The organism is Stenotrophomonas indicatrix (assembly GCA_041545745.1).
GTDB lineage: Bacteria > Pseudomonadota > Gammaproteobacteria > Xanthomonadales > Xanthomonadaceae > Stenotrophomonas > Stenotrophomonas indicatrix_A.
On sequence record CP168152.1, the window covers coordinates 1,182,294 to 1,196,151 of the forward strand.

At 67.0% G+C, this 13,858-nt stretch carries 8 protein-coding genes; 4 read left to right on the forward strand and 4 right to left on the reverse strand.

Features of this window, described 5'->3' with window-relative positions:
• Positions 1–67: 67 nt before the first annotated feature.
• Positions 68–973 carry a LysR family transcriptional regulator ArgP gene (locus tag ACEF39_RS05450; protein WP_025873890.1) on the reverse strand — a complete coding sequence of 302 codons (906 nt, stop codon included), beginning with the start codon at positions 971–973 and terminating at the stop codon, positions 68–70.
• 139 nt (positions 974–1,112) lie between these two features.
• On the opposite strand from ACEF39_RS05450, the gene ACEF39_RS05455 reads away from it, so the two are divergent.
• The 4 genes from ACEF39_RS05455 (at position 1,113) to ACEF39_RS05470 (ending at position 8,016) form a co-directional block, all read left to right on the forward strand.
• A complete protein-coding gene (locus ACEF39_RS05455; protein ID WP_025873889.1) occupies positions 1,113–1,748 on the forward strand; it encodes a LysE/ArgO family amino acid transporter in 636 nt (211 codons plus the stop codon).
• 165 nt (positions 1,749–1,913) lie between these two features.
• Complete coding sequence (locus ACEF39_RS05460) at positions 1,914–3,884, forward strand: alpha/beta hydrolase family protein (protein WP_500287222.1); 1,971 nt, start codon at positions 1,914–1,916, stop codon at positions 3,882–3,884.
• A 93-nt stretch (positions 3,885–3,977) separates the two neighbouring features.
• The gene (locus ACEF39_RS05465; protein ID WP_500287223.1) at positions 3,978–5,963 is read left to right on the forward strand and encodes an alpha/beta hydrolase family protein; all 1,986 of its coding nucleotides are present in this window, start codon (positions 3,978–3,980) and stop codon (positions 5,961–5,963) included.
• Positions 5,964–6,030: 67 nt separating this feature from the next.
• Complete coding sequence (locus ACEF39_RS05470; protein ID WP_500287224.1) at positions 6,031–8,016, forward strand: alpha/beta hydrolase family protein; 1,986 nt, start codon at positions 6,031–6,033, stop codon at positions 8,014–8,016.
• 41 nt (positions 8,017–8,057) lie between these two features.
• On the opposite strand, the gene ACEF39_RS05475 is transcribed toward ACEF39_RS05470, so the two are convergent.
• The 3 genes from ACEF39_RS05475 to ACEF39_RS05485 all read right to left on the reverse strand — a co-directional run bounded on the left by ACEF39_RS05475 (position 8,058) and on the right by ACEF39_RS05485 (position 13,821).
• Positions 8,058–10,712, reverse strand: coding sequence for a pectate lyase-fold domain-containing protein (locus tag ACEF39_RS05475; RefSeq protein WP_500287225.1), 2,655 nt, complete (start codon positions 10,710–10,712; stop codon positions 8,058–8,060).
• 133 nt (positions 10,713–10,845) lie between these two features.
• Positions 10,846–12,600, reverse strand: coding sequence for a peptide MFS transporter (locus ACEF39_RS05480; RefSeq protein ID WP_500287226.1), 1,755 nt, complete (start codon positions 12,598–12,600; stop codon positions 10,846–10,848).
• A gap of 72 nt (positions 12,601–12,672) precedes the next feature.
• The gene (locus ACEF39_RS05485) at positions 12,673–13,821 is read right to left on the reverse strand and encodes an acetyltransferase domain-containing protein (protein WP_500287227.1); all 1,149 of its coding nucleotides are present in this window, start codon (positions 13,819–13,821) and stop codon (positions 12,673–12,675) included.
• Positions 13,822–13,858 lie beyond the last annotated feature (37 nt).

Sequence of the window (13,858 nt, forward strand, 5' to 3'; positions counted from 1 at the left end):
TAAAAAGGCGGGAGAGGGGATCAAGTCGTTCATGCCACGACGGACTTGATCCCCTCCATCCCCTTTTTCAGCGCCTGCGCTGCACCAGCGCCGAGGCGGCGTCCAGCACCGCCCGGGTCAGCAGCGCCATCGTCTGCACATCGCCCTTCCAGTGCTGCCAGTACAGCGGCACGTCTTCCCACGCGCGCTGCCGCACGTAGACCAGGCGCCCGGCATCCAGATGGCGCTTGACCAGCGGCAGCGGATTCATGGTCCAGCCCAGCCCGCCCAGATTGGCCTGCACGAACGCGCGGGTGGAGGGAATCCACCACGTCGGCGCGGTGCTGGGCAGGTCGGCGCCGGCCATGCGCCGGGCAAAGCGTGACTGCATGTCGTCCTTGCGGTTGAACACCAGCACCGGTGCCTGCGCCAGCGCCTGTGCGGTCACGCCCTTGGCGAAGTGTTGCTCGCGGAACTCCGGCGTACAGGTGGCGGCGTAGCGGATGCTGCCCAGCGCGTGGATCTGGCAGCCCTGCACCGGCTCGTCCAGGGTGGTCACCGCCCCCAGCACGGTGCCCTGGCGCAGCAGTTCGACGGTGTGGTCCTGGTCCTCCACCCGCAGGTCCAGGGTGGTGCCGGTGCCCTGCGCGAACTGCTGGGCGGCCTGTGGGAACCAGGTCTCCAGGCTGTCGTGGTTCACCGCTACGGGGATGCTGGCCTGCGGCAGGTCCTCGTCGGCCAGGCCCATGCGGTGCAGCGCGTCGTGCTCCAGCAGGGCGGTCTGCTCGGCCAGCTGCACCAGCAACTGGCCCTCGGCAGTCGCGGTCGCAGGCGTGCCGCGCTTGACCAGCAGGCGGCCGATGCGGTCTTCCAGTGCCTTGACCCGCTGCGAGATGGCCGAGGGGGTGACGTTGAGCGACTGCGCGGCACGGTCGAAGCTGCCTTCGCGGATCACCGCAGCCAGGGCCCGCAACTGGGCATGGTCGATGCGCATGGAGATTAAGCTCCGCTAATGTTGGTTTAGTAAGTTTAGCTCGTCTTTTCTATGTTGCGGCGCGACAATGGCGCCCGTTCCGGTGCTGTCCGCCTTCGCGAGGCACCGCTCCCCCAAGCAAGACAAGGTAGTGAATCCCATGTTCTCGGTCATCTCCGCCAGCACCGGCCTTGGTGCCTGGTTCAGTGGTGCGGCTACCGGCATCGGCCTGTTTGCCGTGGTCGGCGCCCAGAGCGCCTTCATCCTGCGTCAGGGCATCCTGCGCAAGCACATCGTGCCGGTGGTCGCCACCTGTGCGGCCATCGATGCGATCTTCATCTTCGCCAGCGTGGCCGGCCTGCGCACGCTCACCACGGCGCTGCCGTGGCTGACCACCGCCGTCCTCTGGACCGGCGTGGCCTTCCTGGCCTGGTATGCGATGAAGTCGGCACGCCGTGCGATCGCCGGTGGCGGTGGCATGGGCGAAGCCGACAGCGATGACGGCAGCCGTCGTGCGGTGCTGATGGCGGCAGTCGGCTTCTCGCTGATCAATCCGCACTTCTGGCTGGACATGATGGTGATCGGCTCGATCGCCGAGAACTTCGGCAATGCACGCATGGCCTTCGCGGCCGGCGTGGTCACCGCCAGCTGCCTGTGGCTGACCGCGCAGGGTCTGGGCGCGCGCCTGCTGGCACCGCTGTTCACCAAGCCCAGCACCTGGCGCGTGCTTGACGGCACCATCGCGGTGATCCTCAGCATCCTGGCCCTCACTCTGGCGGTGCGCGGGGTCCATTGACCCGGCGCACGCCCCCCGAACCCACGTCCTTACTCTCTCTCCAAGGTAGTGGCAACGACGGCACCGGCAACGGTGCCGTCGTTTTTTCTGCCCACTGGCGGCGCGGCCGCTGGCCTGCCTAGAATTGGCCAGCCGGGACAAGGCGTCCAGGCGTAAGGGGGAAGGATGCGCAGGTATGGGTTGGCCGCCATCATCGTGGCAGGGATGTCGTGGGGAACCGCCGCTGCGGTTGATCTGGACGCTTTCGTGCGGCCGGACAAGTTCGAGGACGTCGTGCTTTCCCCGGCTGGCAACTATCTGGCCGCAACCGTTCCCGGCGACGGCTTCACCGCTGTGGTCATCCTGCGCACCGACGACGACACGCCCGTGGCGAGTCTGCGGCCGCCGCGCTATTCGCACGTCATCGACATGCACTGGGTCAACGACGAACAGGTGATGTTCGGCCTGGCCCAGAAGTTCGGCACCCGCAACGCGCCCTGGGCCACTGGCGAATTGATGACACTCGACGCCCGCAGCGGGCGTCCTGAGTTGCTGGTCGGCTATCGCCAGCTTGGCCTTCGTCTGCGGCCCAGATACCTGGACGCCGTTGCGGCATTCCTCAGCGATGACCTGCCTGACGACGATGACCACGTGGTGATCGCGGTCGGCGGTTCGCGCCTGGATGCCAACGGCTACGCCGCGCGGCTCGAGTTGGCCACCGGCAAGCAGCACCTGTTGGTGCGTCCGCCACTGCCGGGTGCCACCTATACCGTCGATGGCCAGGGGCAGGTCCGGTTCGCGCGGGGCGTCGGTGCAGACAGTGGCAGCCGGCTCTACCACCGCTTTGGTGGCGGCGATTGGATGCTGGTCAACGATGAGAAGCGCAGTGGCCGCGTCGACGTGCCACTGGGTTTTTCCGCCGACGGCCAGGTGGCCTACCTGCAGAGCGAGCAGGCCACGGGGCCCGATGCCATCGTCAGCTGGAACCCGGCCACGCAGGAGCGCAGGGTTGTCCTGCGCGGCGATGTGGTCGATCCGGCACGGGTGATCCGCCGTCCAGGCAGCAGGGTGCCGGTCGGCGCACTGTTCCTGGGCGATACCCCGCGCACCCGCTTCTTCGATGAAGCATCGGCCGAAGCGCGGCAGTACCGCAGCCTGGAGGCGGCGTTCCCCCAGCGGGCGGTGTTCATCACCTCCAGCACCCGTGATGGACGAAAGCTGCTTCTGGAAACCTGGTCCGGTGCCAACCCGGGCGAGTTCTACCTTTATGACGTCGACCGCAGACAGGCGCACTTCCTGCTTGCCCGCAGCGAATGGATCGACCCGGCTACGACCGCATCGGTGCGGTCCATCAGAGTGAAGGCACGCGACGGACTGGACCTGCATGGGTTCCTGACCGTGCCGCACGGCAGTACCGGCCGCGACCTGCCGATGGTGGTGCTGCCGCATGGCGGCCCCATCGGCGAGTACGACGACGGCCGTTTCGCACACGAGACGCAGTTGCTGGCAGCGGCCGGTTATGCCGTGCTGCAGGTGAACTTCCGCGGATCCGGCAACTTCGGCCGTGCCCACATGCGTGCGGCAGTGCGGCAATGGGGCCGCGCCATGCAGGATGACGTGACCGATGCAACGCGCTGGGCCATCGCCGAGGGCATCGCTGACAGTAAACGCATCTGCATCTACGGTGCCAGCTACGGTGCCTACGCAGCAATGATGGGGCCGGTACGCGAGCCGGGGTTGTACCAGTGCGCGGCAGGCTACGTGGGCGTCTACGATCTGCCGTTGATGTACACCCGTGGCGATGTGGGCGACAGCCGTTCCGGCGTGGCCTATCTGCAGCAGTGGCTGGGCGATCCGGCCTCGCTGGGTGAGGTGTCGCCGGTTGCGTTGGCAGAGCGCATCAAGGTGCCGGTATTCTTGGCCGCTGGTGGTGAGGATGCGCGTGCGCCCATCCAGCACAGCAAGCGGCTGCAGGCTGCGCTGGAACGGGCCGGTACCCCGGTAGAAACCCTGTATTTCCGCACCGAAGGCCACGGCTTCTACACCCAGGCGCATCGCAGCGAGTACTACGGACGCCTGCTCGCGTTCCTGTCGCGCAGCCTGGGCGGAGCCACCGCACAAACGCAGGCCACCGGTGATGCGGAGAAGGCGCCCTGAGCATGGCCGTGGCCCCCGCCACTGGCGGAGCCATCGCGGGCCTGCCTAGAATCGGCCAATCTGGACAGGGTGTCCGGGCAGGGAGGGGGAAGGATGCGCAGGACTGTACTTGCCGCGCTGTTGTGCGCGGTGGTGGGCGGGACGTCGGCGGGTACCGGCGGGGTGGACCTGGAGAAGTACCTGAAACCGGAGTCGTTTTCGAACGTCAAGCTCTCGCCCGGCGGCGAATACGTTGCCGGCACCGTACCGCTGGACGATTCCACCGCGCTGGTCATCCTGCGCACGTCCGACCGCAAGCCTGCCGGCGTGTTCCGCCCGCAGGACAAGAACCACGCCAACACCTTTGAATGGGTGAGCAACGAGCGCCTGCTGGTCGGCCTGGCCGAGAAGCTCGGCGCGCTCGACACGCCGCAGCCAACCGGTGAGCTGTACGGGGTCAACGTCGATGGCAAGGGCGGGGAACTGCTGGTCGGCTACCGCGTGCAGGGGCGCGGGTTGGGCACGCGCATCCAGCCGAAGAAGGTGGAGGACGTCGCGGCCTTCCTCACCGATGAACTGGCGGGTGACGACCGCAATGTGCTGATCGCGGTATGGCCCTTCGCAGAGGACCCCTACACCCGGGTCGAGCGGCTTGACGTGATCAGTGGGCGTCGCGTGCGCGTGTCCGGTTCACCCGTGCAGCGTGCCGATTTCACTACCGATCATCAGGGTGAAGTGCGCTTCGCCCACGGCGCAGCGTCGGACAACGTCAACAAGCTCTACTACCGCTCCGGGACCAATGCGCAGTGGTCGCTGGTCAATGACGAGTCGCTGAGCCGCCGGATAGAAACCGCAATCGGCTTCTCCGAAGATGGCGCACTGGCTTATCTGCAGGTCCAGCAGCCCACCGGGCCCGATGCCATCGTCAGCTGGAGCCCGCAGACCGGCGAACGGCGCGAGGTGCTGCGCGATGGCGTGGTCGATCCCTACGCGATCATCTTCCGCCCGGGCACTCGCGTGCCGGTGGGCGCGCTGTTTGCCGGCGATGCACCGCGCACGCGGTTCTTCGATGAGAAGGGGGCCGATGCTCGTCAATACCGCAGCCTTGAGGCGGCGTTCGGCGGCCCGGTGTTCATCACATCCAGTACCCGCGATGGCGGCAAGGTGGTGGTGCAGACGTGGTCGGGCAGCAATCCCGGGGATTTCTACCTGTTCGACACCCGCGCAAAGGCAGCCGAGCATCTGCTCAGCCGCAGCGAATGGGTCGACCCGAAACTTGCCGCCACCGTGCGTCCGTTCTCGCTGAAGGCGCGCGACGGACTGCCGCTGCACGGCTTCCTGACTCTGCCGCCGGGCAGCGAAGGGCGCAATCTGCCATTGGTCGTGCTGCCGCACGGTGGTCCCTTCGGCGTATTCGATGAAGGCAGCTACAGCAATGAGCCGCAGATGCTGGCGGCAGCAGGGTATGCCGTGTTGCAGGTCAACTTCCGTGGCTCGGCCAACTATGGCCGCGCGTTCACCCAGGCGGGTGCGAAGCAGTGGGGCGCGGCCATGCAGGACGATGTGACCGACGCCACCCGCTGGGCCATCGCAGAGGGCATCGCCGACAGGAACCGCATCTGCATCTATGGGGCCAGCTACGGTGCGTATGCCGCGATGATGGGCCCGATTCGCGAACCCGGGCTGTATCAGTGCGCCGCCGGCTACGTCGGTGTGTACGACCTGCCGCTGATGTTCAGTGGTGAGGCACAGTTGAGCGATTCGGCCATGGCCTGGCAGCGCGAATGGGTAGGCGATCCGAAGGCCCTGGGAGGCCGTTCGCCGGTGAACCTGGCCGCACAGCTGAAAGTGCCGGTGTTCCTGGCCGCTGGCGGCGAAGACACGCGTGCGCCGATCAAGCATACCGAGCGCATGGAGGCAGCGCTGAAGGCGGCCGGCTCACCGGTGGAGAGTTTGTATTACCGCACCGAAGGGCACGGTTTCCATCGGCCTGAGCACCAGCGCGAGTACTACAGCAGGCTGCTGGCCTTCCTGTCACGCAGCCTGGGCGGCGGCACCGCCAGCACCAGCACGACCGCAGGCGCTGACAAGGCACCGTAAGGCAGGCGAGCCGCGCGCCGCGGACCCGACGCCGGGCAGGGGGATGCCCGGTTTCAAGGAGAACGTCATGAAGCATGCAAGGGTGCTGGCCGCATTGATGGCCATCTGCGGTGTGGGTGGGGTGGAGGCTGCGGAGGTTTCGCTGGACGGTTATGTGCGCCGCGCGGAGTTCAATGACATCCAGCTCTCGCCCACCGGCGAGTACCTGGCCATGACCTTGCCGCTGGACGGCGCAACCGCGGTGGCGGTACTGCGTACCGACACGATGGAACTGGTCGGCAATTTCCGACCGCCACGCAACAATCATGCAGCCGAGGTCGACTGGGTGAGTGACACCCGCCTGCTCATCGGCCTGGCCGAGAAATGGGGGCCACTGGACCAGCCACGGCCGACCGGCGAACTGTATGCCATCGATGCCAATGGCAAGCGCGGTGATCTGCTGGTCGGTTACCGTGCGCGCCCGGACGAGCCCGGCTTCGTGACCGGACGGGTGGCCGAGCAGGTGGCTGCATTCCTGGCCGATCCCCTGGCTGCCGACGAGCGCAACGTGTTGATCTCGCTGTGGCCATTTGCCAATGACACCAATACGCGGTTGGAACGGATGGATGTCATCACCGGGCGCCGCGTCCTGGTCTCGCGCTCGCCGGTGCAGCGCGCGACGTTTACCACCGACAATCAAGGTGAGCTGCGCTTCGCCCACGGAGCCGCCGCCGACAACGTCAACAAGCTCTACTATCGCCAGGACCGTGATCACTGGACCCTGGTCAACGACGAAGGCGGCAGCCATCGCATCGAACGCCCGATCGGCTTTTCCGCCGACAATCGGCTGGCTTACCTGGTGGTGGAGCAGGCCCGCGGCCCTGATGCGGTGGTCAGCTGGGACCCGGTCAGCGGAGAACGGCGTACGCTGCTGCAGGACGACACCGTCGACCCCACCCGCGTGGTCTACCAGCCCGGCACGCGCGTGCCGGTGGGTATCCAGTTCGTCGGCGCCGTCACGCGCACCGCCTTTTTCGATGAGCAGTCGCCGACTGCCAGCACCCAGCGCAGGCTTGAAAAGGCGTTTCCCGGGCAGGTCGTGAGCCTGCTCACCGGCACCCGCGACAACGCGCGCCTGCTGGTGAAGGTGAGCTCGGCGACCAATCCCGGCGACTATTTCCTGTACACCACTGCCACCCGCAACGCCGCGTTCCTCACCAGCCGCCATCGCTGGTTCGATCGCGATGGCGGTGCCAGCGTTCGCCCGGTCACCCTGGCTGCGCGGGATGGCCTGCCGCTGCATGGCTTCCTGACCCTGCCCAAGGGCAGTGATGGGCACAATCTGCCGATGGTGGTGGTCCCGCATGGAGGTCCGATAGGTGTGTTCGATGACGGCAGCTTCGAACGCGAGAACCAGTTGCTGGCCGACGCCGGCTACGCGGTGCTGCAGATCAACTTCCGCGGATCGGGCAACTACGGCCGTGCACATACCCAGGCTGCTGCCCGGCAATGGGGCCGCGCGATGCAGGACGATGTGACCGACGCCACCCGCTGGGCGATCAGCCAGGGCATCGCCGACAGCGCACGCATCTGCATCTACGGTGCCAGCTACGGTGCGTACTCGGCCATGATGGGCGCTGTGCGCGAGCCGGGGCTGTACCGCTGCGCGGCAGGCTATGTGGGGGTGTACGACCTGCCGTTGATGTTCAAACGGGGCGACATCCAGGATCGCGCCTCCGGCGTGACCTATCTGCAGGAGTGGCTGGGTGATCCGGCCACGCTGGCGGCGGTATCGCCGGTGAATCTTGCGGCGAGCATCAAGGTACCGGTGCTTCTGGCCGCCGGTCGCGAAGACCTGCGCGCGCCGGTGCAGCACACCGAACGCATGGAAGCGGCGTTGAAACAGGCCGGTGTGCCGGTGGAAGCGCTGTATTACCCGCGAGAGGGACACGGCCTGTACGCCGAGGCCAACCAGCGCGACTACTACAGCCGATTGCTTGCCTTCCTGTCACGCAGTCTGGGGGGCGGTACCGCAGCGGCCGCGACGTCTTCCGACAAGGGCAAGGCGCCTTGAGCTGACGGCGACGGGCGCATAGGCGCCCGTCGCCCAGTACTTCAGCGGAAGCGGTAGCCGAACTGAAGGTCAGCGCGGACATCGCGTTCGCCCCACTGGCGCAGGCTGGACAGCTGCGCGCCGAAGCCCAGGTTCGATGCCTGGTAGTTCAGGCCCAGCTGCAGCCTGTGGTCGACGCCGCTGCGGCGTACGCCGGGCAGGGTGAAGGCATTGCCCGATGCGCCCAGCAGCTGCGCAGAGCGCGCCTGCTCGCGCAGTGCCATCGGTCGGCTCGCTGCCACGTCGGCCTGCAGGTGCCACTGCGCGCCGAGCGAGCGCTTGAACGCGCTGCCCACTTCCAGCTGCACGCCCTGCAGCCGGCCAGCGGCCACCGCCAGGCCGAAGCCGTTGGCGTGCTGTTCGTGGAAGGCGCCTTCACGCTGGTCGAAGGCGCTGGCCTTGATGCGCGGCTGCCACTGCACCTTGCCCAGTGAAGACGTCATGTCGAGCGTGGTGGCCAGCATCGTCCTGCCGATGCGGCGCTGGCTGTGCGCGGTTTCGCGGGTCTGGTCCCAGCCGAGCTGGCGCTGACCCTGCAGCTGGTGCTGCTCATGGCCAAGCTGGTGGCGCAACTGCAGCGCTCCCCACTGCTGGGCCAGACCGATACCGGCGAACTGCGAGTGCAGCCGATCCTGCCCGCCGCCTGCGGAAAGGTCACCCGACAGTGCCGCCGTGGCCAACTGCAGAATCTGGCCGCCACGCAGTTGCAGCGCCACCTGCATCGCGCCACCATCGCCGCGCACTCCATACGCATTGGCCTGCCCGCCGCCGAAGGCCAGCGCGCGCGATTGCCCGGCCGGTTGGGCCGCCAACTGCGACCACAGCGCATCCGCATTGCTGCCCACGCGCAGCGCACTGCCCACCAGGCTGGCGCCGGACAGCTGCCGCAGCGCGTTCTGGAATGTGTGCTGATCGGCCACCTCCAGGCTGTGGAAAAGCGCATCGTTGCGGTATGCGTTTTCCAGCGCGGATGCGATCTGCTGCTGGTCATCGCTGGCCAGCTCACGGTAGTTTCGGCGCTGCATCGTTACATCCACGTTGCCCTGCGCATCGCGTTCGGCGTGCGCGTGCCAGACCACACTGGCGCTACGGATGTTCTGCTCGCCGCCTTCGGCACCGCTGACCACATCGTGCAGCACGACGTGCGAGGCATCAGTGCCGCGGGTGAAGCCGGTGTCCACCGCAACGTCCTGCAGCTGCCCACCGTCATGCAGCATCAGCCGGCCGGCGCTGCCATCGGCATTGGTGCCAACGGTGTAGCCGCCGATGCCGCGGGGCGCCTGCCAGCCAAGATCATCGCCCGGGCGGTCGGCGGCGGCCGAATCAGCATCGGCATGCAGGCCACTGCCCTGGCCGTATAGGTTCACCACGCCATTGTTGATCAGCCGGCCGCTGCCGCCTGCGGCGATCTGGAAGGCGAAGGAATCGGCGGCATGGATGTTGATCACCCCACCGCGTCGGTTGTTCATCGTTGCGCTGCCATCGGACTGCATGGCCACCATGCCGCGGCCCTGGTTGTTGGTGGTCGTGCCCAGGTTGATCACGCCATCGTTGATCAGGGTCGCGCCGCGCGTGCCGCGCATCGCCACCGCGCCGTCGCCGGTGACAGTCAACGTGCCCTGGTTGAGCACTGTGGCGTGCACGCCTTCGGCGTGCAGCAGGGCGCTGTTGCGTGCCGAACTCTGGATGCTGGCGCCGCTGCGGTTGACGGCATGGCTGGCATGGCTGTCCGCCACCAGGCGAAGCACGCTGCCATTGGCGCCGTCGAGCTGGATGTGGCCACGGTTGTCGAGCACATCGATCGCATCGCGATCGGTACCCCACGCCCCGGTCACTGCATCGAACAGCGCGGTGCCAGCGGCGAGGTCGCGCGCCAGGATGCGGCCTTCGTTCTCCACTTCCGCACGGTCGCGCAGGGCGATGCTGGTACCGCTGATGTCGAGTACGCCATTGCGGCCATTGTCCAGGTCCGAATCCTGGGTGAAAGACCATTGGCCACCCCGCACATGCAGGACACTGTTGTTGTCGATCTCGGCTTCACCTGCTGCCTGCACGCGCGCGCCGATGAACTCGGCCCGGCTGAAGTTCTCCAGGCTTCCATCGCCGGCGAGTTCGAGGGCGCCCTCGATGCGTAGTGCGCCATGGTTGTCCAGGTCCGCATCGCCATCGATGCGCAGGGTACTGGCGCTTCCGACGGTCAGGTCGCCGGTATTGCGCAGCTCGCCTTCGCCAACGAGGTGCAGCGTGCCGGCCAGCAACTGCAGTTGCCCCTCGTTGCGGGCGCGGCCGGCGACACGGGTGGTGACCGGCTGATGCCAGTTCACCTGGGTGCCCGCGGCCGACAGCACCTGGTTGTTGCCGAACTGGCCACCTTCCTGGCCGGGCGGCACCGCGCCACCGCCACCGCTGCCACCCTCACTGCCGCCACCGCCACCGCCACCGCCACCGCCACCGCCACCGGCTGCCGCAGCACCCAGGCCCAAGGCCGCCAGGCCGCCCCACCACCAGCCGGAAATGCCGGTGCCGGAATCGCAGTGAATCTGGTCGGTATCCTCGCAGGAGTCGGAGGTACCGTCCGCGAGCGCCGGAACCGGGGTGAGCAGACAGGTCGAGATGAGCAGGGCCAGCGGAGTGCGGGCCAATATGGAAGAGCGCATGAAAGAAGGGGGGGAGTGTAGGGAGGCCGCATCCTGCCTCCCTCTTCGGCCGCATCACATGCAATTTGTACGAAAACGCTGTCGTCTTCGGCGCGACAATAGTGAATGACGCTGCAGGGTGACGCTATCGGCCCTATTTCACCCCGTGCATCATCCGCTTCAACAACGGCGCGGCGATGAAGGCCAGCAACGCGCAGCCCAGGCCGATCCACATCAGCAACCAGAACAGGTGCGCATAGGCACCGGCGGCCGCGGCCATGTCCAGCGTCTCGCCTTCGGGCACGTCAATCGCCGCCAGCTTGCCGAACAGCGCGGCGAGTGTTTCCGAGAAGGCTGTCGCGAGGAACCAGGTGCCCATCATCAGGCTCATCACCCGCGGTACCGCCAGCTGGGTGACCGCCGACAGGCCCACCGGCGACAGGCACATCTCGCCGCTGGCCAGAAGGAAGTAGGCCAGTACCAGCCACCACACGCTGGCCATCTCGCCGGTGGCACCGACGTGCTGCGCGGCCAGCGCCAGCGGCACGAACGACAGCGCACCGATCACCAGGCCCCAGGCCGACTTCACCGGCTTGCCCGGTTCCCAGCCACGACGGTCCATCCACGTCCACAGCGCAGCGAACGCTGGCGCCAGCAGCACCAGGAACAGGCCGCCGAGGTAGGTCAGCGAGCCGGCGGTCTGCGGAATCACCAGGCAGTCGCGCACCAGCAGCACCAGCATCAGCGCGACGATGGCGATGAAGAACGTACGCGGCGCGGCCGAACCGGGGCGGCGTTCGGACAGGCGCGCGCTGACCACGAAGCCCAGCGGTGCCAGCAGCAGCGAGAGGATCGACCACGGCAGCGGCGAGCCCTCGCGGATCACCAGTGCCGGCACGATGTCCTTGGTCAACAGGCGGTCGGTAAAGGTCACCCACGAGCCGTAGGACTGCTCGTACATCGTGAAGAACACCAGTGCCATGAAGATCAGCACCATCAGCGCGATCATCTGCTGGCGCTGCACCGGCGTGCACTTGCTGCCAGTGAACCAGGCGAACCAGACCAGCACGCCGCCGAGCACCACCAGCATCAGCATCAGCGCCAGGCTGATTTCACCACCAAGCGCGAAGGCACCGTTGCCGGCCGCCCACATCAGCCAGGCCACCGGCAGCACGCCGATCACCGCGCAGAGGTAGATCAGCCATTCGCGCGGCAGGCCCAGCACCTTCTGCTTCAGCGTGGCCGGCTGCGGCGGTTCGGCATGGCCCTGCAGGTATTTCTGGCCCCACAGGAACATCGCCAGGCCGGCAATCATGCCGATGCCGGCCGCACCGAAACCGTACTTCCAGCCGTAGACCTCGCCGAGGAAACCGCACACCAGCGAGGAGAACAGGGCACCCAGGTTGATGCCTGCATAGAACAGCGAGAAGCCCGAATCGCGGCGCGGATCGTCCTGCGGATAGAGCTTGCCGACGATGGTGGAGATGTTCGGCTTGAGGAAGCCGACGCCCATGATGATCAGCGCCAGCGACAGATAGGTCACTGCCAATGCCGAGGTGTCGCGCACCACTTCACCATTGACCCGGTACGCCGCGTGGCCTTCGAAGGCCATGCCCAGATGACCCAGCACCAGCAGGATGCCGCCGAACAGCACCGCGCGGCGCATGCCCAGCCAGCGGTCGGCGAGCATGCCGCCGAATACCGGGATGCAGTACACCAGGCCGCCATAGGCACCGAGCAGGTCCAGCCCGGCCTTGTCACCGAACAGGTGGTATTTGGTGAGATACAGCAGCAGCAGCGCCTTCATGCCGTAGAAGGAGAAGCGCTCCCACATTTCGGTGAAGAAGCAGACGTAGACGCCCTTGGGATGACCCAGGAAGTCGTCGGAAGCGATAGCAGTGGAATTCATCGCGGAATTATAGGCCCGCGCCCGCTTTCAGTAGATCCACGCCATGCGTGGATGGCTGCCCCGGTGCATGACCTACAGATACCGCAACCAGGCCAGGTCGCGTCGCCGTGCCTTGAACCGCGCGAATGCCCGCGTCGGTGGGTACAGCACCACCGCCAGCGCGCAGGCCACCAGCAGCAGGCCGGCCACCGAGTCCAGTGCATACAGGCAACCGTGAGTCGGGCCCCAGGTCTTCAGCGCGGCCAGGTACAGCAGCTTCAGCACGTACAGGTGCAGCAGGTAGAAGAACATCGGCGCTGCGCCGATATCGGCCAGCGGCCGCAGCGCGCGCGCCAGCGGCGGCCACTCATACAGCCGCAACAGCAGCAGGCCCACGCCCAGGGTCAGCAGCAGGAACTGCAGCGACGGCGGGTACTTGGTGATGTTGAACACGCTCATCCACGTGCGCAGCGTGCTGGTCTGGTACTGCCAGGGTGCATCGCCATAGTCGTTGGCGAAGCGCAGCAGGGCGAAGGCGGCCAGTGCGCCCAGCCCGGCCCACCGCAACCGCTGCCGCCGCTGTTCCGGATCGCTGCCGACGCCGAACCAAGGCGCCATCAGGTAGCCCAGCGCGATCACCCCGATCCATGGCAGCACCGGGTAGGAGGTGCGCAGGCTCAACGGCCCAGCCTCGATCCAGTCGCGCTGGTGCAGCACTTTCCACAGCACCGCCACCGCGCCGTCGCCCTGCACGCGTACGCCATCCAACAGGTTGTGGCCAACCACCAGCGCTACCGCCAGCACCGCCAGCACCGGCCGCGGCAGCCACAGCAGGCCGGCCAGCGCGATCATGCTCAGGCCGATCGCCCAGATCACCTGCAGGTACACCGTGTCCGGCGGGAACTGGAAGGTCCAGGCGAAGTTGACCAGGGTCAGTTCCAGCACCACCAGGAACAGGCCGCGCTTGAGCAGGAAAGCCGCAATGGCACGGCGCGGATCGGCGTGGCGCTGGCCGTACAGCCATGCCGACAGGCCGGTCAGCAGCACGAACACCGGCGCGCACAGGTGGGCCAGCAGGCGGCAGGCAAACAGGGCAGGGGACACGGTCGCCGCGTCCATCGGATCGCTGACCTGATGCTGCAGGAAGAACGTCTCGCGGACGTGGTCGAGCAGCATCAGCAGCATCACGGTGCCGCGCAGCTGGTCGATGGAGGCCAGCCGGGATGAGGGGGAAGGGGCCACGTGGGATGCTCGACCGGCGTGACAGGATATAACATAA